Annotated in this window: 17 protein-coding genes; 6 read left to right on the forward strand and 11 right to left on the reverse strand. The window is 61.9% G+C overall.

Annotated features, from left to right (window positions below; all coding sequences use genetic code 11):
* Positions 1 to 54: 54 nt before the first annotated feature.
* Complete coding sequence (locus F7R06_RS21715; RefSeq protein WP_090325416.1) at positions 55 to 1,134, forward strand: endonuclease/exonuclease/phosphatase family protein; 1,080 nt, start codon at positions 55 to 57, stop codon at positions 1,132 to 1,134.
* A 27-nt stretch (positions 1,135 to 1,161) separates the two neighbouring features.
* Here F7R06_RS21715 and F7R06_RS21720 read toward each other — a convergent pair whose 3' ends face one another.
* The 5 genes from F7R06_RS21720 to F7R06_RS21740 form a co-directional block, all read right to left on the reverse strand.
* The gene (locus tag F7R06_RS21720; protein WP_090325418.1) at positions 1,162 to 1,998 is read right to left on the reverse strand and encodes an ABC transporter ATP-binding protein; all 837 of its coding nucleotides are present in this window, start codon (positions 1,996 to 1,998) and stop codon (positions 1,162 to 1,164) included.
* Complete coding sequence (locus F7R06_RS21725) at positions 1,986 to 2,789, reverse strand: ABC transporter permease (RefSeq protein WP_090325420.1); 804 nt, start codon at positions 2,787 to 2,789, stop codon at positions 1,986 to 1,988. Before F7R06_RS21725 ends, F7R06_RS21720 begins: the two co-directional genes overlap by 13 nt.
* 9 nt (positions 2,790 to 2,798) lie before the next feature.
* Positions 2,799 to 3,785, reverse strand: coding sequence for an ABC transporter substrate-binding protein (locus tag F7R06_RS21730; protein WP_090325422.1), 987 nt, complete (start codon positions 3,783 to 3,785; stop codon positions 2,799 to 2,801).
* A gap of 399 nt (positions 3,786 to 4,184) precedes the next feature.
* Positions 4,185 to 5,555, reverse strand: a complete 1,371-nt coding sequence (locus tag F7R06_RS21735; RefSeq protein ID WP_090325426.1) for an aspartate aminotransferase family protein — start codon at positions 5,553 to 5,555, stop codon at positions 4,185 to 4,187.
* A gap of 22 nt (positions 5,556 to 5,577) precedes the next feature.
* Complete coding sequence (locus F7R06_RS21740) at positions 5,578 to 7,068, reverse strand: aldehyde dehydrogenase (RefSeq protein WP_090327551.1); 1,491 nt, start codon at positions 7,066 to 7,068, stop codon at positions 5,578 to 5,580.
* 225 nt (positions 7,069 to 7,293) lie between these two features.
* Between F7R06_RS21740 and F7R06_RS21745 the strand changes: the two genes are divergently transcribed.
* Positions 7,294 to 8,223, forward strand: a complete 930-nt coding sequence (locus F7R06_RS21745; protein WP_090325427.1) for a LysR substrate-binding domain-containing protein — start codon at positions 7,294 to 7,296, stop codon at positions 8,221 to 8,223.
* A 128-nt stretch (positions 8,224 to 8,351) separates the two neighbouring features.
* On the opposite strand, the gene hrpB is transcribed toward F7R06_RS21745, so the two are convergent.
* Positions 8,352 to 10,868, reverse strand: coding sequence for an ATP-dependent helicase HrpB (hrpB, locus tag F7R06_RS21750; protein ID WP_090325429.1), 2,517 nt, complete (start codon positions 10,866 to 10,868; stop codon positions 8,352 to 8,354).
* Between the two features lie 109 nt (positions 10,869 to 10,977).
* Between hrpB and F7R06_RS21755 the strand changes: the two genes are divergently transcribed.
* Together F7R06_RS21755 and F7R06_RS21760 are read left to right on the forward strand one after the other, a co-directional pair.
* On the forward strand, positions 10,978 to 11,397 hold the full coding sequence (locus tag F7R06_RS21755; protein ID WP_090325432.1) for a polyribonucleotide nucleotidyltransferase: 420 nt from the start codon (positions 10,978 to 10,980) through the stop codon (positions 11,395 to 11,397).
* Positions 11,398 to 11,426: 29 nt separating this feature from the next.
* Positions 11,427 to 12,323 carry a cation diffusion facilitator family transporter gene (locus F7R06_RS21760; RefSeq protein ID WP_090325434.1) on the forward strand — a complete coding sequence of 299 codons (897 nt, stop codon included), beginning with the start codon at positions 11,427 to 11,429 and terminating at the stop codon, positions 12,321 to 12,323.
* On the opposite strand, the gene F7R06_RS21765 is transcribed toward F7R06_RS21760, so the two are convergent.
* Positions 12,317 to 13,396, reverse strand: a complete 1,080-nt coding sequence (locus F7R06_RS21765; RefSeq protein WP_090325436.1) for a DUF6515 family protein — start codon at positions 13,394 to 13,396, stop codon at positions 12,317 to 12,319. The two genes, F7R06_RS21760 and F7R06_RS21765, sit on opposite strands and share 7 nt — an antisense overlap.
* A 566-nt stretch (positions 13,397 to 13,962) precedes the next feature.
* Between F7R06_RS21765 and F7R06_RS21770 the strand changes: the two genes are divergently transcribed.
* The gene (locus tag F7R06_RS21770; RefSeq protein WP_007937367.1) at positions 13,963 to 14,442 is read left to right on the forward strand and encodes an Lrp/AsnC family transcriptional regulator; all 480 of its coding nucleotides are present in this window, start codon (positions 13,963 to 13,965) and stop codon (positions 14,440 to 14,442) included.
* Between the two features lie 198 nt (positions 14,443 to 14,640).
* Positions 14,641 to 14,850, forward strand: coding sequence for a DUF2788 domain-containing protein (locus F7R06_RS21775; RefSeq protein ID WP_007937369.1), 210 nt, complete (start codon positions 14,641 to 14,643; stop codon positions 14,848 to 14,850).
* On the opposite strand, the gene F7R06_RS21780 is transcribed toward F7R06_RS21775, so the two are convergent.
* From F7R06_RS21780 to F7R06_RS21795, 4 genes are all read right to left on the reverse strand, one after another.
* Positions 14,845 to 15,480, reverse strand: a complete 636-nt coding sequence (locus F7R06_RS21780) for a pseudouridine synthase (RefSeq protein WP_090325438.1) — start codon at positions 15,478 to 15,480, stop codon at positions 14,845 to 14,847. The genes F7R06_RS21775 and F7R06_RS21780 overlap by 6 nt on opposite strands.
* A gap of 72 nt (positions 15,481 to 15,552) precedes the next feature.
* On the reverse strand, positions 15,553 to 17,052 hold the full coding sequence (gene amn / locus F7R06_RS21785; protein WP_174552488.1) for an AMP nucleosidase: 1,500 nt from the start codon (positions 17,050 to 17,052) through the stop codon (positions 15,553 to 15,555).
* 182 nt (positions 17,053 to 17,234) lie between these two features.
* Positions 17,235 to 18,884 (reverse strand): acyl-CoA dehydrogenase family protein, encoded by a 1,650-nt coding sequence (locus F7R06_RS21790; protein WP_090325440.1) that lies wholly within the window; start codon positions 18,882 to 18,884, stop codon positions 17,235 to 17,237.
* Positions 18,885 to 18,957: 73 nt separating this feature from the next.
* Positions 18,958 to 21,342 (reverse strand): hybrid sensor histidine kinase/response regulator, encoded by a 2,385-nt coding sequence (locus tag F7R06_RS21795; protein WP_090325442.1) that lies wholly within the window; start codon positions 21,340 to 21,342, stop codon positions 18,958 to 18,960.
* Positions 21,343 to 21,503: the final 161 nt, after the last annotated feature.

The raw sequence follows: 21,503 nt of genomic DNA on the forward strand, positions 1-21,503 counted from the left end.
TTCGTCACTCGGGTATGCTCGGGATCAATTTTCGTAACACTGATAAGCCGAGCCATGACCCGACCACTGCGCTACGCCCTGCTGGGATTGTTGATCGTGACCGGCCTGGCAGGCGCGATGGTCTACAGCCTGACCTGGCGCCCCGACGCCAGGGAAGTGCTGCCGGTCAGTTGCAGTACTCAGGCCCCCCTCCTGGCACCTGGCCAGGCATTGAAGGTGATGACCTGGAACGTCCAGTACCTGGCGGGCAAGCGCTACGTGTTCTGGAATGACCAGGCGGCCGGCACCGACGAAGCCCCCACCGCCGACGACATGGCCTTCAGCCTCGATGAAGTGGCGCGGGTGATTCGCGACGAGCAACCGGACGTGGTGTTGTTGCAGGAACTCGATGACGGCGCCAAGGCCAGCGATTACCAGAATCAGCTCAAACTCTTGCAGGAACGGGTCGCCGATCTCTATCCGTGCAGTGCCCACGCATTCGACTGGAAAGCCGATTTCATCCCTGACCCGCACATCTTCGGCAGCGTTGGCCGGCAATTGGCGACCTTGAGTCGTTATGAGATCGAACACGCCGAGCGCCTGCAACTGCCGGTGTCACAGGTCAACCTGATCAGCCGTCAGTTCAAACCGAAAGACGCGTTGCTGCTCACCTATCTGCCGTTGAGCGACGGCGGCCAGATGGCGATCCTCAACACCCATCTGGACCGTGCGACCCAACCCGATGACACCCTGCAAACGCAAATCTCGGCCGTGACCAAGGTCCTCGACAAATTCGAAAGCCGTGGCACGCCCTGGCTGATCGGTGGCGATTTCAACCTCCTGCCGCTGGGCCAATACCAGCGCCTGCCCAGCGAGCAACGCACGCCCTATTCCGCCGACAGCGCCTTGCATGTGCTGTGGGACAAATACCCGATGATCCCCACCAACAACGAGGCCAGTGGCATCGACCGGGCGCGCTGGCTGACGCACTACCCGAACGATCCGGGCGTGAGCGGCCCGGACCGGACGGTCGACTACCTGTTCTACAGCCCGCGCATCAAACGGGTTGAAGCGAGGGTGCGACAGGACGATACGTTGCGCATCTCCGATCACTTGCCGGTGATCGCCCGGTTCCTGTTGCCGGCGGCGCCGTAGCGCCTACAGAGGGGGTGCATTACAGGCTCAATGCACCTCTTCCAGATCGTCATGCAGCAAGCCGAAAATCTTGCGTTTCATGTCGATGAACGAGTGCTCCATGACCATGTCCAGCGTGCGTGGGCGCTCGATCGGCACGTCGAGAATCTGCTTGATCCGCCCCGGCCGCGCGCCCATCACATAGACCCGGTCACCGAGCAGAATCGCTTCGTCGATGTCATGGGTGACGAACAACACGGTCTTCTTGCTGTTGCCCCAGACCCGCAACAACAGCTGCTGCATTTGCAGGCGCGTCTGGCTGTCGAGGGCGCCGAAGGGTTCGTCCATCAGCAGGATCTGCGGGTCGTTGGCCAGCGCGCGGGCGATCGCCACGCGCTGCATCATGCCGCCGGAGAGCTGCTTGGCGTAGTTGTCGGCGAAGTTGCTCAAGCCGACTTCGTTGACGTAGTAGTCGACAATGTCCTTGCGTTGCGCCGCCGACATGCCACGGCGCTTGAGACCGAACTCGACGTTCTGGCGCACGGTCAGCCACGGGAACAGCGTGTAGCTCTGGAACACCATGCCGCGATCCGCACCCGGCCCCTGCACTTGCTGGCCTCCCACATAAATCTCGCCCGACGTGGGTTCGTTCAGGCCGGCGGTGAGGTACAGCAGGCTCGACTTGCCGCACCCCGAAGGGCCGACCAGCACGGCGAATTGCTGATCCGGCACTTCGAACGAGACCTGCTCCAACGCGGTAAACGTGCCGCCATCGGGCTTTTTGTAACGCAGGCTGACCTTGTCCACTTGCAGTCGTGGCGCGGCCTGCACCGCGGTGGCCTGGGAGTTGGCGAATCGATGATTGGCAGCGGTTACTGAGCCCATGCGGTGATCCTCAGACGAAGGAAACGGAACAGTTGATCGGTAGCGAGGCCCAGCAGGCCGATGATGGCGATGGCCAGGAAAATCACATCCACCTGAAAGCCGCGCATGGCTTTGAGGCTCAGGTAGCCCAGGCCACTGGAGGCCGCGACCAGTTCGGCGACGACCAGGTAAGTCCAGGCCCAGCCCATGGTCACGCGCAGGGTGTCGAGCACGCCCGGCAATGACGCCGGAGCAATGACATGCAGCACCGCGTCGCGGCGGTTCGAGCCAAGGGTGTAGGAGGCGTTGATCAGGTCCTTGGAGATGCCCTTGGACACGTCCGCGATCATTACCAGTTGCTGGAAGAACACGCCGAAGATGATCACCGACACCCGCTGCTCCAGACCGATGCCGATCCACAGAATGAACAGCGGCACGAAGGACGTGACCGGCAGGTAGCGGATGAAGTTGACCATCGGCTCGAGGAACGCCTGGACGATGCGGAAGCTGCCCATCAGCAACCCCAGCGGCACGGCGACCAGGGACGAGACAATAAAACCGACCATCACCACTTCGACGCTGGCCCATACGTGCTGGCCGAGGGTGCCGTCGCGACTCAGGCGCACGGCGGCCTCGACCACGGCGCCGGGTGTCGGCAGGAACATGCCCGGCACCACGCCACCGTAAGACAACCCGGCCCAGAGGCCGACCAACAAGACCCAGGCCAGGCCGCTCGCACTCCAGATCACCGACACCGGCAAACCGGTCTTGGGCGTGATGCAGCGGCTCAGCCATGAATTGCGCTTGAACATGCAAACCTCCTAGAGCGGGCTGACGAAACGGTTGTCGATCAGGTCGTCATTGCTGACGTTGTACGGCTTGCCCTGCAACTCGCTGGCGGTCTCGTTGGCCAGTTTGATCAACGGTTCGCTGTCACCCGGCTTGCCCGGTGAGCCGAGCAGTTGTTCGCTCATGGCCTGATCGTAGAAACGCACGCCTTTGGCGGCCGCGGCCAGTTCCTTCGGATCGGCCAGATAGCCGCCGACGCCCTTGGCCATGATTTTGTAGGCTTGCTCCGGGTGGTCCTTGGTGTACTGCACCGCCTTGTACAGGCCGGCCACCAGGGCCTTGACGTCTTGCGGTTGTTTTTCGATGACGGTGCAGTTGAGTGCCACCACGTCGACGATCACCCCCGGCGTGCTGCTGCTGTCGATCAGCACCTTGCCCTGTTGCTTGTCGCGGACCATCGACAGGTGCGGCTCCCAGGTCACCGCGGCGGGCACGCGACCGGCGATGAACGCGGTGGCGGCGTCGTCAGCCGTCATGTTCTGCACGGTGATGTCGCTCATGCTCATGCCGTGTTTTTTCAGCAAGTAAGACAACCAGAACTGCGAGGTCGACCCTTCGTTGACCGCCACGGCCTTGCCCTTGAGTTCCTGCAGGCTCTTGACGTCCTTGCCCACCAGCACGCCGTCGCCGCCATGGCTGTCATCCAGCGCGGCCACCGCCTTGAAGCAAAACTGCGGGCGGTATTTCAGCACTTCGTCGATGGTCGAGGCCGAGCCCGACAACTCGCCCGACGCTTGCGCCGCCATGTACATCGAAGCTTCTTCGACGACAGGCAGTTCCACGGTCAAACCGTTTTCCTTGAAGTAGCCCAGGTCCTGGGCGAGGTAGAGGGTGCCGTAGCCGACCCAGGTGGTGTGACCGATGGACAGGGTGCCGGCCTGGGCGCTGGTGGCGACCGTCGCGGCGATGGCGGTGACCGCCAGTGGATAAGTAACGCGGGTAAGCAAGGACTTGATCATGGAGCACTCCCAAAGCTGTTGATTTAGTTTTGATGGGCAGTACGGCCAGCGGCCCCGGATATCAGCTGCCACCGGCGGTCTCTGATGGACCTTGGGTTGGGCAGCATGGGGCTGACTGGCGAAGTCGATGTTGGCCCAAGGCAGGGCTTAGGAAAATGAGGAAATATGTCGATGGGAACGATGAAAAAACTGGGTAGCGTGCGCGGTAAAAGGGCGGACTTGGCGGGGATGCACAGGGTGGGGGCAAAAAAGGAAAGGTGTGTGTTGAATGGGCAAAAACAATCGCGAGCAGGCTCGCTCCCACAGGGGTTAGATGTCGACACCATTACCGGGTTCGACACAATCTCACTGTGGGAGCGAGCCTGCCCGCGATAAGGTCCGCAGGACCTTCAGACGGTGTCAGAGCCGACCATATTCCTGCGCCGTACGATCGACCGCTTTCAGGGTCTTGCCCACCAGCTCGTCAATCTCTTCACGGCTGGCAATCAACGCCGGCGCCATGATCATCCGCCCCAGCGTCGAACGAATGATCACCCCTTCTTCAAAGCCAATCGTGCGGCAGCGCCAGGCGATGTCGTTTTCGTTGGCAAAGCGTTTACGGCTGGTTTTGTCTTCGGCCAGTTGCAGTGCCGCCACCATGCCCGTGCCCTGGATATCGCCCACCAGCGGGTGATTGCCGAACACCTCGCGCAGGCACTGTTGCAGGTACGGGCCGATGTCGTCCTTGACCCGCGTCACTACCCCTTCATCACGCAATGCCTTGAGGTTGGCGATCGCCACCGCCGCCGCTACCGGGTGCCCGGAATAGGTCAGGCCGTGGGCGAACACACCGCCCTGCTCCACCAGCACCTGGGCCATTTTTTTCGACAGCACCAGACCACCCATCGGGATGTAGCCCGAGGTCAGGCCCTTGGCGATGGACAAGGTGTCGGGCTCAAAACCGAAGTACTCGTGGGCGAACCATTCGCCGGTACGACCGAAGCCGCCAATCACTTCGTCGGCGCACAGCAGCACGTCGTACTTGCGGCAGATGCGCTGGATTTCCGGCCAGTAGCTTTCCGGCGGGAAGATCATGCCGCCCGCGCCCTGGAACGGTTCGGCGATGAAGCCGGCCACCTTGTCCGCTCCCAGTTCGAGAATCTTCGCTTCCAGCTGCTGCGCTGCACGCAGGCCGAATTCGGCCGGCGTCAGGTTGCCCTCGTGGGCGAAGAAGTACGGTTCGTCGATGTGCTCGATGTCGGGGATCATGCCGCCCATTTCGTGCATGAATTTCATGCCACCGAGCGCCGTCGCGGCCAGGGTCGAACCGTGGTAGCCGTTCCAGCGGCCGATCATGATTTTCTTCTCGGGCTTGCCGAGCACTTGCCAGTAACGGCGCACGGTACGGATCAACACCTCGTTGGCTTCGGAGCCGGAGTTGGTGTAGATCGCGTGGCTGTAGTGACCCGGCAACAGGCTGAACAACAGCTCGGAAAGCTCGATCACCTGCGGGTGGGTCGTGTGGAAAAACATGTTGTAGTACGGCAGCTGTTCCAGCTGCTGGCTCGCCGCCAACGCCAGGTCCTTGCGCCCGTAACCGAGGTTGGTGCACCACAGCCCGGACATGCCGTCGAGGTAACGCCGACCGTCGTTGTCCCACAGGTGCAGGCGCTCACCACGGACCATCACCCGCGGCCCTTCGTCGTTGAGTGCCTTTTGATCGACGAACGCGTGGATGTGGTGCGCGGCGTCGGCTGCCTGGTAGTCGCGGGTTTCACGTGGGGTGGTCATCGCCAGTTCTCCGTTTTTGTTATCAGCGCAATTGAAACCAGGTGGTCTTCAACTGGGTATATTTATCGAATGAGTGCAGCGACAGGTCACGGCCAAAACCGGACTGTTTGCCACCGCCGAAAGGCACGGTCACGTCCAGCGCATCGACGCTGTTGACCGACACGGTCCCGGCTCGCAATTGTCGCGCCACGCGGTGGGCGCGATTGAGGTCGTCGGTCCACAGCGATGCCGCCAGACCGTAGACGCTGTCGTTGGCCAATTGCAAGGCGTGGGCCTCGTCATCGAACGCCGTGACCGCCAGCACCGGGCCGAATACTTCGTCGCGAAACAGCGGCATGTCCGGGCTCACGCCGGTAAAGATCGTCGGCTGGATGAAGTTGTCCGAGCCGTTGAAGATCGACTGCCGGCCGCCGCAGACGCGGGTCGCGCCCTGCTGCTCGGCCTGCTGGATGAACTTCATGATGCGGGCTGTCTGGCGGCTGTCGACGATGGCGCCGGCGGTGCTCGACGGGTCCAGAGGATCACCTGGCTGCCAGCGCTCGGCCTGGGCCTTGAGGCGCTCGACGAATTCATCGTGTATCGAGCGCTGCACCAGCAACCGCGAGTTGGCGGAACAGACTTCACCCTGATTGAAGTAGATGCCGAAGGCCGCCTTCTGCGCCGCGAGATCAAGGTCCTGACAGTCGGCGAACACCAGGTTCGCACTCTTGCCGCCGCACTCCAGCCATACCTGTTTCAGGTTCGATTGCGCCGAGTACTGCATGAAGTATTTGCCAACTTCGGTGGAACCGGTGAACACCAGGCAATCGACATCCGGGTGCAGGCCGAGGGCTTTACCGGTCTGTTCGCCAAGCCCCGGCAGCACATTGAGCACACCGGCTGGCAGTCCGGCTTCCAGCGCCAGTTCAGCCAGGCGCAGCGCGGAAAACGGTGACTGTTCGGCCGGTTTGAGGATCACCGAATTGCCCGCCGCCAGGGCTGGCGCGAGTTTCCACGCGGCCATATCCAGTGGAAAGTTCCAGGGCACCACGGCCGCAACCACGCCCAACGCTTCGCGGGTGATGGTCGCCAGCACGTTCTGTGCGCTGGGGGCGACCTGATCGTAGAGTTTGTCGAGGCTCTCGGCGTACCAGCGGAACACCCCGGCGGCGCCCGGCACGTCGATGTTGTAGGCGTCCATGACGGGTTTGCCCATGTTCAGCGAATCGAGCAGCGCCAGTTCTTCGCGATGGACCAGAATCAGATCCGCCAGGCGCAACAACACTTGCTTGCGCTCGCTTGGGGAACGCGCCGCCCAAGTGCCGGCTTCGAACACCTGCCGCGCGTTGCGCACCGCCGCCTCGACGTCCTCCTCGCCGCAGGCCGCCACGTTGGCCAGATGCTGGCCGGTAGCGGGGTTAATGGCCGCGAATGTCTGTCCCGACTGCGCTGCACGGGATTTGCCGTCGATCACGGCCTGGTCGGGTAACCGCAGCGCAGCGGCCTTGTTTTGCCAGTATGCAAGCTCGAACACGTTCAGATGCTCCATGGGCTTTTCTTGTGCATTGATGGTGGCCCAGGCCCGTGTCGAGGAAAAATAGTAAAAATGTCTTCGCAGACGATGAAAAAACTGGGTAGCCAATCTCCCGGGTTGCGCTGCATGTGGTTATTGTTCAAACACAACAAAAACTTCGCCTGACGGGATGCGGGCGGTGCGCAAATTGCTTGGATGCCTTACCCGTCCGTCCCGAGGTTTGTCGTGGCTGCCTACAACCTGCGTCAATTGAAGTACTTCATTACCACCGTCGATTGCGGCAGCGTCGCCGAGGCTTCGCGCAAGTTGTACATCGCCCAACCGGCGATCTCCACGGCGATCAAAGGCCTGGAAGACAGCTTCGGCGTGCAACTGCTGATCCGCCATCACGCCCAGGGCGTCTCCCTGACACCCAGCGGCGCGCGTTTCTATCGCAAGGCCCAGGAGCTGCTGCGCATGGCCAAGGAGTTCGAGCAGAACGCTCTGGCCGACAACGATGTGGTGGCCGGGCAAATCGACATCGGTTGCTTCGAAACCGTCGCGCCGCTTTACCTGCCCCAGCTGATTGCCGGGTTTTCGGCGCTGTACCCGGGGGTGAAAATCCGTATCCGCGACGGCGAGCAGCAGGAGTTGGTACAAGGCCTGACCTCGGGCACCTTCGATCTGGCGATCCTGTATGAACACGACCTGGACGCCACCATCCAGACCGAACCCCTGATGCCGGCGCAGCGCCCTTATGCCTTGCTGCCGGCGGATCATCGCTTTGCCCAGTTGAAGCAAGTGTCGCTGCGCGACCTGTGCCTGGAGCCGATGATTCTGCTGGATGTACAGCCGAGCCGGACCTACTTCGTCAGCCTGTTCGAGGAGCTGGGCCTGACGCCGCACATCGCTTTCAGCTCACCGTCGATCGAGATGGTCCGCGGAATGGTCGGGCAAGGGTTTGGCTTCTCGATCCTGGTCACACGGCCGCATTCGGAATGCACCTATGACGGGCAGAAAGTGGTGTGCGTGGACATTGTCGAGGATGTCACGGGGTCTGGATTGGTGGCGGCGTGGTTGAAACGTGGCCAATTGACCAAACCGGCGCAGATGTTTGCCGATTATTGTCGCGAGCAGCTCACCGAAAAATCCGAAAAAACACACCCGACCTTGTAGGCGCCGGCTTGCTGGCGAAGGGTTTGGAACCTGTGGTGTTTTGCAGGACGCCTTCGCTGGCAAGCCAGCTCCCACAAGTTCCGTGGTGGTTCGGCGGACGCCATCTGTAGGAGCCGGCTTGCCAGCGCCTACTTGCGCGGCTTGATCCGCGCGGTCGCTTCGGCCACCAGCGGGTCATCCGGCCAGTAGTGTTTCGGGTAGCGCCCCTTCAAGTCCTTTTTCACCTCGGCGTAGGTGCTGCGCCAGAAGTTCGCCAGATCCTGGGTCACCTGCACCGGCCGCCGCGCCGGGGACAACAGATGCAGTTTGACCACTTGCCGGCCACCGGCGATGCGCGGGGTCTCGGCCAGGCCAAACAGTTCCTGCAGACGCACCGCCAGAATCGGCGGCTGTTCGCTGTAATCCAGACGGATCGACGAACCCGACGGCACGCTTAAATGATGCGGGGCCAACTCGTCGAGCCGTTGCGGCAAAGGCCAGGGCAACAGGTTATGGACGATGCTCGACAGGTCCAGGTTGGCGAAGTGACTGAGCCGCGAGATCTTGCCCAGATAAGGCATCAGCCAGTGCTCCAGGGTTTTGAGCAACGCAGCGTCGCCGACATCCGGCCACTCACTCTCGCCCTTGCTGGCCAGATCCAGTTGGCGCAACAAGGCTACCCGCGCCTGCCACTGACGCAGCTCCGGCGTCCACGGCAACAATTCCAGCCCCTTGCGGCGGACCAGATTGACCAGCGCCTGGCTGCGGGCGGTTTCATCGAGGCCGGTCAGCGGTTCGCGGCTGAGGATCAGTTCCCCGACCTTGCGCTGACGCTCGGCTCGCAACACGCCTTCGCGTTCGTCCCAATCCAGTTGATCGACCACCCGCACCTGCTCGGCCAGCACCGAGTCGAACAGCGCCGGATCGAAATCCGTCGCCAGATAAATCCGCTCTTCACGCTGGCCCTGACGACTGCCAAGGTCGGCAATCACCAGCCAGGGTTGTTTCATCAGGCTGTCCGCTTCGGCGAACAAGGCTGCCCGGCCGTTGGCCAGGCGATACTCGGCGCCACCCGCGCGGCGCTGCTGGGCGACGCGGTCGGGGTAGGCCAGTGCCAGCAGCGCACCGAGCCAGCGCGGGTGATCGGGATCGCTGACCGGCTCCGTGGCCTTGCCGCGCAGATAGCCTCGATATTGCCGCGCCAGTTGCCGAGCCCGCTGCACCCCGCCCAGGGCACCGCGAGCGGCGCGCGCTTCGCCGGACAACAACACCAGTCGGCTGTGCAGATCCGCGCCGGCACCACGCAAGATGTCACGCTCGCCGAGCAGCGCCGCCACATCACAGGCCATGTCTGCCAAACCGAGGGCCTGGCCGCGCAACAGCAAATGGGCGATGCGCGGATGCGCCGGCAACTCGGCCATGGCCTGACCGTGACGCGTCAGCGTTTCGCCGTCCAGTGCGCACAGGCGTTCGAGCAAATCCTGCGCCTGGGCGTACGCGGCGGCGGGCGGCACATCGAGCCAGACCAATTGCCCGGGCGTCACACCCCAGCGGCCGAGTTGCAAGGCCAGGCCGGCGAGATCCGCCGAGAGAATTTCCGCACTGCCGTAGGCCGCCAACTGTTCGTGTTGATCCTGCGACCACAGGCGATAGCAAACGCCAGGCTCCAGTCGCCCGGCGCGGCCTGCACGCTGGGTAGCACTGGCCTTGGAGATACGCTGGGTATCGAGGCGAGTCATGCCGCTGCCGGGGTCGAAACGCGGTACGCGCGCCAATCCGGCATCGATGACGACGCGCACGCCGTCGATGGTCAGGCTGGTCTCGGCGATGTTGGTGGCCAGCACCACTTTGCGTTTGCCTGACGGCGCCGGATCGATCGCCGCCCGTTGTGCGGCCAGGTCCAGTTCGCCGTGCAACGGGCAAAGCAACACTTGAGGGTTGTCGCCCAGCGCATCGGCCAGTTGTTGATGCACGCGTCGAATTTCCGCCTGCCCCGGCAGGAACACCAGCACGCTGCCGGTTTCATCGTTCAAGGCTTCGAGAATGGTCTGCACCAGGCGCGGCTCGATGAATTCACCGGCCTGGAACGGCCGCCCCCAGCGCATCGCCACCGGGTACATGCGCCCTTCGCTGCGCAGGATCGGCGCATCGTCCAGCAGCCCGGCCAGGCGTTCGCCCTCCAGGGTCGCGGACATCAGCAGGATTTTCAGCGGTTGATCGTCGCGGAACAGCTCCCGGCCATTGAGGCTCAGGGCCAATGCCAGGTCGGCGTCGAGGCTGCGTTCGTGAAATTCGTCGAAAATCAGCAGGCCCACACCTTCCAGCGCCGGATCGTCCTGCAAGCGTCGGGTGAGGATGCCTTCGGTGACCACTTCGATACGGGTGTCGGGGCCGACCTTGCTGTCGAGCCGGATGCGATAACCCACGGTTTCGCCGACTTTCTCGCCCAACTCACTGGCCAGACGCTCCGCTGCCGCGCGCGCCGCCAACCGGCGCGGCTCGAGCATCAGGATGGTTTGCCCGGCCAGCCACGACTCGTTGAGCAAGGCCAAGGGCACGCGGGTGGTTTTACCGGCACCAGGCGGTGCTTCAAGCACGGCTTCGTGGCGCGTAGCCAAGGCTTCACGCAGGGCGGGTAAAACTTCATCAATCGGCAAAGAAATCATGCTGGCTCCCAAACAGAGCGGCGAGTATAACGGCGAACTGCCCAGTGTTCGTTGCGGTCCTAATTCATACCGATGACACTTCGTTTTGAAATGACCCAGGAGATTTCATATGCGTATTCCCGTTCGCCTGATTGGCGGTGTTCTGGTCGCGACCCTGCTGACCCAAGTAACAGCCTGCGGTTCGATCTTCTATCCGGATCGCCGTGGACAGATCGACGGCAAGATCGACCCGGCCATTGCCGCGCTCGATGCCGTTGGCCTGCTGTTCTATATCATTCCGGGCCTGATCGCGTTTGCCGTGGACTTCGCCACCGGCGCGATTTACTTCGAACCGGGCAAAACCGCCCAGGTCGACCCGGAAAAACTCAAGGAAGCCATCGGCGCCGACGGCAAGGTCGATAACCTCAAGTTGCAGGCTATTCTGCAGCGTGAACTGGGCCGCAGCTTCCCGCTGGATGATCCACGCCTGATCCAGCACAAGGGCAGCACCCAGCAATTGGCCATGTTCGGCCTGCAACCCGCCGCGTAATCGGTGCATTTCAAGGAAAGGCTGCACTTATGATCTCCAGCTCCGAACACGCCCGCCTGCTTCGGCTGGCGACCCGCGCCTCGGTGGCGGTGGCTTGTACGCTGATCGTCGCCAAAGCCATCGCCTGGTGGCTGAGCGGATCGGTGAGCATGCTCGCCGGGTTGACCGACTCGGCACTCGACGGCATCACTTCGATGCTCAACTTGCTGGCCGTGCACTACGCCCTGCGCCCCGCCGACGACGATCATCGCTACGGGCATGGCAAGGCCGAATCGCTGGCCGGCATGGCGCAAGCGTTGTTCATCGGCGGCAGTGCGGTGCTGATTGCGATGCAGGCATTCGAGCGGATCAAGCATCCAGAGCCGGTGGGCGCGCCATGGATCAGCATCGGGGTGATTGTGTTCTCGCTGGTCCTGACCCTGGCACTGCTGATATTGCAGCATCGTGTGGTCAAGGCCACGGGCTCCAATGCCGTACACGCCGACTCCTTGCATTACCGCTCGGACATGCTGCTCAACGGCAGCATACTGTTGGCGCTGGTGCTGGCCGGGTTTGGCTGGCATCAGGTCGACGCCTGGTTCGGTCTGGGTATCGCCGCGTACATCCTCTGGAGCGCGGTGCAGATCGCCCGGGAAAGTTTCACGGTGCTGATGGATGAAGAGCTGCCGCCGGATGTCAGCCAGCACATGCTGGAGCTGGCGTGCGGCATTCCGGGGGTGCTGGGCGCGCATGACCTGCGCACGCGGGTGTCCGGCAACCAGTGGTTCGTACAACTGCACCTGGAATTGCCGGGGGACCTGACGCTGTCAGTTGCCCACGGCATCAGCGATCAGGCCGCCGATGCGATTCACGCCGCCTACCCGCGAGCCGAGGTGCTGGTGCACGCCGACCCGCAGGAAGCGGTGAACGCCGCCCGGGCTCAGTAACTCACCTGATAGCCGCGACTGCTCAGGCAATTGCCCTGAGCCTGGCGGTAGGTCTGCACTACCGAAGGGTCTGGTTGATAGGTTGCGGTTCGCGGATCGAAACCGCTCTGCTGCACCGCGTATTGATAGCACTCGTAGCCATCCTGATTGACCTGTTCCTGGGACTGGCCGTTGGCCGGGTACGCCACCACGTCATAACTGTTGTTGACGGGTGGTGGCGGCTGTTGTGGCTGCGGCTGCGGTTGAAGGCTGCCAACCGGTGGCTCGACCACGACGTAGTCCTGGGTGCTCTCCTGATAGGCGTAATACGCGCCCGCCGCCAAAAATAGCACCGTACCGCCGATCAACACCTGCTCGGCGTAATCCGGCAAGTAGCTGACGCGAATTCCGCGCGGTGGTTCGACCACCACATAGCGTGGGCCCAGTGGGCGATACCAGTAACCACCGGAGTAGAAATAATCCATGCCGCGGTACGGCACGCGGTATTCGCGGTCGGGGAAGCGATCGATCACGTGGCCAGGGCGATACTGCGGCCCCGGCCCCCAACCGTTGCCGTGCCCGTTCGGGTGACCCTGCCACTGATTGTTACTCGACGGCGAACCGGTGTAGCCGCCCCAGTGCTGGTTGTTGTCGTTGCGACGCGGAACGTCCTGGTAATACCCGCGCTGCGGTGGCTGGGTCTGGCGCACCGCATCGGGCCGGGGCTGGATCGGCAAATCATTGGCCGGCAATTGCGGTGACGGCGGCGGCGGGCGAACCGGGCTGTTGTAATCGGGCGGCGTATGGCGCTGCCACTGCCCCTGGTTCTGATGCTGGTCGTTGTGTTCGAACTGCCGGCTGTTTTCGCCACGATTGACGTCGTTGTTCTGCGGACGTGGCGGGTTCTGTGGTTGACCTTCCTGCGGGTGCGGCTGATTGTTGCCGCCATGACCCTGATTGTTTCCCTGATGACCGCCCTCCCAGCGCTGCCCACCATCGGGCCCCCGGTTCTGCGGCTCGTCGGCGAGCGATTGCGCAGTGACACTGACACACAGCAAACCAACTCCGGCCAAACGCCAGATGCGCGACTTCATGCTTTTCCTCACTGTGGGGACTGCTGGGGTACGGATTGCGTAGGAGCGAGCCTGCTCGCGATGAACTCAAGCGCAATGCGTTTATTCAAAAAGCACGCGCGTCATCGTTAACGTCCATCGCGAGCAGGCTCGCTCCTACAGTGAAGCGAACAGCGCTTGTACGTAAGACTGGAAATGCACAGGCTGGTTCTGCAACAGGTTATCAGTCGCGCAACTTATTTATTGAGGACGGGCGTCAAATGACGGGCAAGAAAAAGGGGAGACCCGTCGGCCTCCCCTTGAGAACTTCGTCCGTGCTCGACGCTTTTGACGTCGGCTCACCTCACGCCGTCTTCTGGACAGTGTGTAGCTCGGGGGCCGGCACATCCCCTGTGGGGGTGGCGACCGCAGCTGGCCTGATTGGGCGAGCCGCACTGGACTGTTTGTCCGAGCAGTGATTCTGGTGATAAGAATAGGCTCGGAGGGCCGGCAGAGGATTGCGAAGATTGCTCAAATAAACATTACTTGCGCAATTTTTAACCCTGGATAGATAATCTGTCGCAATAGTTATGACAAAGGCCTGATTGATGAGCAAACTCGACCGATACGACCTGAGCATTCTGGCTGAATTGCAGCGTGATGCACGCATCTCCAATCAGGAGCTGGCCGAACGCATCGGCCTGTCACCGTCGCCGTGCTCACGACGGGTCAAGCAACTGGAGGACGACGGCTACATTTCCCGCCAGGTCGCCCTGCTCGACCGCAAAATGCTCGGCCTGAGCCTGACAGCCTATGTGCTGATCGGCATGGACCGCCATACGCCGGAGCGCTTCGAGAACTTCGAAGCCGCCATCCGAACCTTGCCACAAGTCCTGGAATGCAGCCTGGTGACCGGGATGGATGCCGACTATCAGCTCAAGGTCGTGGTGCCGGACATGGATCACTACCAGAAACTGCTGCTGGGGCATCTGACGCGGATTGAAGGCGTGACGAGCGTGCGGTCGAGTTTTGTGTTGAATCAGGTGCTCAACAGCACTGAGCTGCCGCTGACTCATCTGCGAAGCTGAGGACGCCATTGCGAGCAAGCTCGCTCCTGCAGGGATCTTCAGCGCACCAGGATCAACCGTAGGAGCGAAGCTTGCTCGCGATGGGGCCGCCACAGCCGACGAATGACTGCGACACACCGCCGCAGGTCAATACTGCCCTCCACCAGCGAGGCGTATACTCCCCGCGCCCTTTTAGCCTCGCCCGCGTGGAGATGTTCGATGGATCCTGCAGTTTTCGAAGAGTGGATGATGACCGGCCTGGTCTCCATCCTGATCATTTTCATGGGTTTCATCGTCTGGGATCTGGCGAAGAAGTCCAAGGCCGGGCGTTTCGGCTCGTTCATTCTGTTCTTCGTACTGGGCCTTGGCGTGGCGGCGTTCGTCATCAAGAGCGTGGTGATCGGACTGATCGAGTCCGGCACTTTATAAGCGCGCCGGCACTTCCTTCCACTGGCCTTGATCGAGCCCTTCGAGAGTCCAGTCGCCGATTCTGACCCGCACCAGGCGCAACGTCGGCAGTCCGACCGCCGCCGTCATGCGCCTTACCTGACGGTTACGCCCCTCGCGAATCACCAACTCCAGCCAACTGGTCGGCACACTCTTGCGAAAACGCACGGGCGGATTGCGCGGCCACAACTCGGGCTCGTCGAGTTGCCGCGCCTCGGCAGGCAAGGTCATGCCGTCGTTCAACTCCACGCCATCACGCAAACGCTGCAACTGCTCGGCGCTCGGCTCGCCTTCCACTTGCACCCAGTAGGTCTTGGCCAGTTTGTGTTTCGGATCGGCGATCCGCGCCTGTAGCTGACCGTCGTTGGTCAGCAGCAGCAAGCCTTCGCTGTCGCGGTCCAGCCGTCCGGCGGGGTAAATCCCCGGGATCTCGATAAAGTCCTTGAGCGTCGCCCGACCTTCGCCATCGCTGAATTGCGTCAGCACATCGAACGGTTTATTGAACAGGATCAGTTTTGGCTCGGCCGGTGGCGCCTTGGCAACACGACGCGGGGCCGAAGGGGATGGCTTCGCGCCAGGACGGCGGGAAACGGGACGTTGAGGACGGGACATGGCAAAAGAGACATCTAACGGTCAGAGCTGCTAATGCTAGTGCCCTGACCGCTAAATGACCATGACTAACCCTTAGCGGAACGGTGGTTCGTCGAAGCTGCGCAGTTTGCGCGAGTGCAGCGAGTTGAGTTCGGTGCGCAGCAAGTCCACCGCCTCGATGCCGATCTTCAAATGCTGGCTGACCGCGCGCTCATAGAAAGCGTTGGCCGAACCCGGCAGCTTGATTTCACTGTGCAGCGGCTTGTCCGACACGCAGAGCAACGTGCCATAAGGCACGCGCAGGCGATAGCCCTGGGCGGCGATGGTGCCGCTTTCCATGTCCACCGCCACGGCGCGAGACAAGTTGATCAGTGGACGCTCCTGGGCCCAGCGCAATTCCCAGTTGCGGTCGTCGTAGGTCAGCACGGTGCCGGTGCGCAGACGCTTTTTCAGTTGGTCGCCTTGCTCGCCGGTGATGTTGGCCGCTGCTTGTTGCAAGGCCATCTGCACTTCGGCCAGGGCCGGGATCGGAATGTTCGGCGGTACCACCCGGTCGAGAATCCCGTCGCGGCGCATGTAGGCGTGCGCCAGCACGTAGTCGCCAATGGTCTGCGACTGACGCAAGCCGCCGCAGTGACCAATCATCAGCCAGCAGTGCGGACGCAGCACCGCCAGGTGATCGGTGATGTTCTTGGCGTTGGACGGGCCGACGCCGATGTTCACCAGGGTCACGCCGTGACCGTCGCTGGCGATCAGGTGATAGGCCGGCATCTGGTAGCGGTGCCAGACCACGCCGGCGGCAATCGCCGAGGCTTCACCGTGGTCCATGCTCTTTTCGATGATCACGTTGCCCGGCAGCACCATGCGGATGAAACGCGGGTCTTTGCGCAATTGTTCAAGGCCATGGACGATGAACTGGTCAACGTAACGGTGGTAGTTGGTCAGCAGGATCCACGGCTGCACATGACGCCAGTCGCTACCGGTGTAATGCACCAGTCGGCGCAGGGAGAAATCCACCCGCGCGGCATCGAACAGCGCCAGCGGCAGCGGGTCGGTGTTTTCCCAATCGTACAAGCCATCGGCAATGCCGTCGGTCGCCGCCGACAGGTCGGTACTCGGGAACACCCGCGCCAGCACGGCCGCGGTGACGCCCGAGCCAGCCAGCTCATCGCCCTGCTCGACTACGTACGGATAAGGAATGTTTTGCTGACTGACACCGACCTCTACGGTCACGGTGAAGTCGTGCATCAGAGGTACGAGCTGTTCCAGCAGGTATTTACGGAACGCCGACGGGTGGGTCACGGTGACGCTGTAGGTGCCCGGTAACTGAACCTTGGCGTAGGCGCGGGTGGTCTGCGGGACTTCGCCCTGGCAATGGTAGGTCAGACGCAATTCGGGATAACGGAACAATGCCCGCTGCTCGGCATCGGGCTCGACGCGATCCTTGAGGTAGCGCTTGAGCGCCTGGCTCAATGCGGTGGTTGCACGATTGTGCAAGAGCGCAAGCCGGTCAACGGCTTGCTCGGCGGTTTGAACGACAATAAAAGCTTCGGTCACGATCAGCATCCTGTGTTCTGACTTGCAGGCCTTCATCTTGCCTGCATCGTCGCTTCACGGGAACAGTGGCATGCTGATACAAAAATATTGCACACACCGAAAACCCTGTGGGCCTGCCCGCGATGAGGGCCTATCAATCGACCTATCTGTTGACTGAGATACCGCTATCGCGGGCAAGCCCGCTCCCACGGGTTGTGCAGTGTTTTTATTGTTCGTGATCAAAAACCCTGCGGAGTCGATCGGGCGACGATGGCTTCAACATCCAGCCCCCGTGGCAACGCGCCATATACGCGTCCGGCAGAACCGAGGCGGCTGGCGATGAAGGCATCGCTCACCGCCGCATTGCCCGCCTCCAGCAGCAGTTTGGCTTGCAGCCCCAAGGCAATGTCTTCGGTCAATTGCCGGGCACGGTACTGAATGTCGCCGGTGTCCTTGAAGGCCTTTTGCAACTGACTGATATGCGCAGCCAGGCGCTTGTCGCCATGGCCATCACCCAACTCCGTGAACAGGGCATCGAGGGCACCCGGCTCTTTCGACAGCGCTCGCAGCACGTCGAGGCATTGCACGTTGCCGGAGCCTTCCCACGTCGAGTTGACCGGCGCCTCGCGGTACAGCCGCGGCAGGATGCTGTCTTCGACATAACCGGCCCCGCCCATGCACTCGGCGGCTTCGTTGATCATGGCCGGCGCGCGCTTGCAGATCCAATACTTGCCCACCGCCGTCACCAACCGCGCGAATTTTGCTTCCTGATCATCTCCCAGATGATCCAGCGCCCGGCCCATGCGCAAACTCAAGGCCAGGGCCGCTTCGCTTTCCAGTGCCAGGTCCGCCAGCACGTTTTGCATCAAGGGCTGTTCGCTCAGTAATTTGCCGCCGACCGAGCGGTGTGCACAGTGATGGCTGGCCTGGGTCAGCGCCTGACGCATCAGCGAGCTGGAGCCGACCATGCAATCGAAGCGGGTCATGGCCACCATCTCGATGATGGCCGGTACCCCCCGCCCCTCCTCGCCGACCATCCAGGCCAGGGCGCCACGAAACTCCACTTCGCTGGAAGCGTTGGAGCAATTGCCGAGTTTGTTTTTCAGGCGCTGGATGTAGAACTGATTGCGCGTGTCATCCGGGCGATGGCGCGGCAGCAGGAAACAGGTCAAGCCCTTGTCCGTCTGCGCCAGGGTCAGGAAGGCATCGCACATCGGCGCCGAACAGAACCACTTGTGCCCCACCAGTTCATAAGCCTGGCCAGGACCGCTGGCACCGACCGGATAAGCCTTGGTGGTGTTCGCGCGAACGTCGGTGCCACCCTGTTTCTCGGTCATGGCCATGCCGAGGGTGACCCCGGCCTTGTGGGCCATGCCGACGTTGCGTGGGTCATATTCGGTGGCGAGCACTTTCGGCAGCCATTGTCTGGCCAGATCCGGCTGCAGGCGCAGGGCCGGTACGCTGGCGAAGGTCATGGTCAGCGGGCAGCCACTGCCGGCTTCGGCCTGGCTGTGCAAGTAAGTCATGGAAGCCCGGGCGACATGGGCGCCGTCCTGCGGGTGCGCCCAGGGCAACGAGGTCAGGCCATGTTCGATCGCCGTGCGCATCAGTTGGTGGTAGGCCGGATGAAATTCCACCAGGTCGATACGATGCCCATAGCGGTCGTGACTGCTGAACACCGGCTTGTTCTCATTGGCCAGGAATCCCGCCTCCATCAGCGGCCCCCCGGCCAGTGCACCGTAGGCATCGATCCGCGATTCGGCCCAACCGGCCCCGAAACGCCGCGACCACTCCTGCAACGGCAAGTCGATGCGAAACAGGTTGGCGCCATCAAGGGACGGCGGCTGGTTGGTGACTTCGTGGGTTTCGGCGAACTGGTGCAGGTTCATGACGGGGCTCCTTTGGTTAGCCAAGGAGACCAGTTAAGCACCGCACCTCAGACGAACAAAGTGTCATATCCGCCTAACTTCCGGCGCTTTCACCCTGTTTCGCGCAGAGCACCCGACGATAGAGCGCAACCTGCAAATCTTCGAATTTCACCGGCTTGCTCAGGTAGTCGATCATTGCGCCAGTCGGGCAGCGCTCCCGGTCAACACCCAGTGCGATCATGAATATCGGCACGTCGGCGCAGCCCGGCAAGGCGCGGATCTGGCAGCAGACCGACACATCGTCCAGCGCTGGCAACTGACAATCGAGCAAAACGGCGTCGAAGGTTTCACGCTGCAACAACTCCAGTGCAGTGAGGCCGCTGTCAGCGGTGCGGACCCGGAAACCGAGCTTGAGCAACATGCCGCGCATCACCAGCTGATTGATACTGTTTTCGTCCACCAGCAGCACCGAGCAATCCTGCGGCAGGCGCAGGCGCGGGAAATCCCGAGCCATGGAGGGCGCTGTCGAATGCTCCAGCGCCGGCACTTCGAACTCGACATCGAGCTGGAAGCGACTCCCACGTCCAGGCTCCGAGCGATGAGTCAGGCGTCCACCAAGCAATTCCACCAACTGCCGGCAAATGGCCAGCCCCACGCCCAAACCGCCGTATTCACGGGTCATCGAACCGTCAAGCTGGAAGAAGCGCTGATACATGGTCGCCTCCCCCAGATCGGTAAAGCCGATGCCGGTGTCGATCACTGCGAAAGACAGCGCCAACCGGTCAGGCTCCACCGCCTTCCCCGTCACCCGCAACGCCAGCCCGCCCACTTTGGTGAACTTGATCGCGTTATCCAGCAGGCATTCAAGGCATTGCGCCAACTTGGTGCTATCGCCATGCAGTCGATCCGGCACGCCGGGCGCCACGTCGACTTTGAAGTCCAGCGACTTGCTCGACGCATTGCCGTCGAATTGCACGCGCAATGCCTCGATCACACCGCGCAAACTGAAGGTCTCGGGGTAGACCTTGAGTTTGCCGGCCTGCAACTCGGTCAGGGTCAGAATGCCGTTGACCATGCGCATCATCTCCCGCGCCGATCCCGCGGCTGTTTGCTGGTATTGCTCCAGCTCGGGGTCCATCTCGACGGTCTGCATCAGCTCCAGCGAACCGATCACCCCGTTCATGGGCGTTCGCAGTTCGTGGGTCAGGGTGGCGAGGAATTCGTCTTTGAGCTTGTTACTGCGGGCCAGTTGCTGGTTGAGCACTTCCAGTTTTTGCCCGGCGTCGAGCAACGTCTGCGCCTGCTGCTCGCGCATGGCGTTGATGCGGTCGGCCAGGGCCAGAGATAGCAGCGCCACTTCAATGGCCGAACCGATCTGGCTGGAGTACATGGTCAGGAATACGTTCGGCAGGTAACCCAGCACCATCAGTGTGTTGATGATGCCGCCCAGCAAAAAAGCCGACCAGGCAATGATGAAATACCGCGCCACCCGCAGGCCCCGCAGCCAGGCGAAAATCCCCGCAGAAAAAATCACCACGGTGAAGCTCAGTGCCAGCGCCGTCGCCAGGCGCAGGGCCAGGGCGTAGCTGGTCATCAAGGACAACCCGACCACCAGCGCGCTGAACGCCACCAATGCCAGCAACAAGCGATCGAGCCAACGACTGTGGTTGGCTGTCTGCAAGAAACTGCGAGCGAACTGGCTGCCGAACAGTCCCGCGCAACCAATGAAAAATGGCGTCGCGGCGTTGGCCCACCAGGGATTGTCCGGCCAGAAATACTGCACGGCGGCGCCGTTCACCGAGAGCTGGTACAGGCCGAACGAGGCAATGTAGACGATGTAGTAGAGGTAACTGGTGTCGCGCACACTGAGGTAGATGAACAGGTTGTAGACCACCATGCCCAGCAGGACGCCGTAGATCAGCCCCAGCACATAGAGGCGCACCGGTTGTTCTTCGAGATACGCCGTGCTCGACCACAATGTCACCGGCGCCTGGATCGAGCCTTCGCTTTGCAGGCGCAGGTACAGGGTTTGCGTCTGGCCGGCGGTGAAATTCAGATTGAACAGGTAGTTGTTCTGACGGATCTCGCGACTGGCGAACGGCAAGGCATCGCCCGTCCGGCGAACCAATTGATAGTTACCGGCTGCATCAGGCAAGTAGAGGTCAAGGTGATCGAGGGGTGGATAAGCCAGTTCCAGCAGCCAGGTTCGTTGCACCGTCGGGTCGGTCGGGCGGTAGCGCAGATCGATTTTCAGCCAGAACACCGAACGCGAGTATCCGGCATTGAGGGTGTCTTTATCGTGAGGCTTGAAGTTGCCGGCGGCTGCCTGAGCGCGTACATCGGCAATGGTTGCCTGCCCCCCTGCGTCTTCAAACACCTGCAGGGATCGGCCCAGGGGAAGGCTTTGAGTGGACTCATCGAATTCGATGGCGTTCGCCAAAAGGGGCAAACACAAGATCAACATCAGCAAATAGCGCATTGGTGCCCCAGCGTGGCCTGTCCGGTCCTGTCAGGAAGCCCCCCATTCCTTTTGAGTAGACGTAAAACCGGTGTTACCTGTTATTGATTTGGATCCACTCTAGCATAGCCGTTGATGGCCATTGAGCACTACTGAAATTTTTCCTACAAAGGCTCTAGCAC

Origin of the sequence: Pseudomonas moorei (assembly GCF_008801475.1) — a bacterium.
Classification (GTDB): Bacteria; Pseudomonadota; Gammaproteobacteria; order Pseudomonadales; family Pseudomonadaceae; genus Aquipseudomonas; species Aquipseudomonas moorei.

Excerpts from the sequence above, each read along its gene's own strand:
- F7R06_RS21715 (WP_090325416.1), top strand. The coding sequence starts at position 55 with ATGACCCGACCACTGCGCTACGCCCTGCTGGGATTGTTGATCGTGACC.
- F7R06_RS21720 (WP_090325418.1), bottom strand. The coding sequence starts at position 1,998 with ATGGGCTCAGTAACCGCTGCCAATCATCGATTCGCCAACTCCCAGGCC.
- F7R06_RS21725 (WP_090325420.1), bottom strand. The coding sequence starts at position 2,789 with ATGTTCAAGCGCAATTCATGGCTGAGCCGCTGCATCACGCCCAAGACC.
- F7R06_RS21730 (WP_090325422.1), bottom strand. The coding sequence starts at position 3,785 with ATGATCAAGTCCTTGCTTACCCGCGTTACTTATCCACTGGCGGTCACC.
- F7R06_RS21735 (WP_090325426.1), bottom strand. The coding sequence starts at position 5,555 with ATGACCACCCCACGTGAAACCCGCGACTACCAGGCAGCCGACGCCGCG.
- hrpB (WP_090325429.1), bottom strand. The coding sequence starts at position 10,868 with ATGATTTCTTTGCCGATTGATGAAGTTTTACCCGCCCTGCGTGAAGCC.
- F7R06_RS21755 (WP_090325432.1), top strand. The coding sequence starts at position 10,978 with ATGCGTATTCCCGTTCGCCTGATTGGCGGTGTTCTGGTCGCGACCCTG.
- F7R06_RS21760 (WP_090325434.1), top strand. The coding sequence starts at position 11,427 with ATGATCTCCAGCTCCGAACACGCCCGCCTGCTTCGGCTGGCGACCCGC.
- F7R06_RS21765 (WP_090325436.1), bottom strand. The coding sequence starts at position 13,396 with ATGAAGTCGCGCATCTGGCGTTTGGCCGGAGTTGGTTTGCTGTGTGTC.
- F7R06_RS21770 (WP_007937367.1), top strand. The coding sequence starts at position 13,963 with ATGAGCAAACTCGACCGATACGACCTGAGCATTCTGGCTGAATTGCAG.
- F7R06_RS21775 (WP_007937369.1), top strand. The coding sequence starts at position 14,641 with ATGGATCCTGCAGTTTTCGAAGAGTGGATGATGACCGGCCTGGTCTCC.
- F7R06_RS21780 (WP_090325438.1), bottom strand. The coding sequence starts at position 15,480 with ATGTCCCGTCCTCAACGTCCCGTTTCCCGCCGTCCTGGCGCGAAGCCA.
- amn (WP_174552488.1), bottom strand. The coding sequence starts at position 17,052 with ATGAAGGCCTGCAAGTCAGAACACAGGATGCTGATCGTGACCGAAGCT.
- F7R06_RS21790 (WP_090325440.1), bottom strand. The coding sequence starts at position 18,884 with ATGAACCTGCACCAGTTCGCCGAAACCCACGAAGTCACCAACCAGCCG.
- F7R06_RS21795 (WP_090325442.1), bottom strand. The coding sequence starts at position 21,342 with ATGCGCTATTTGCTGATGTTGATCTTGTGTTTGCCCCTTTTGGCGAAC.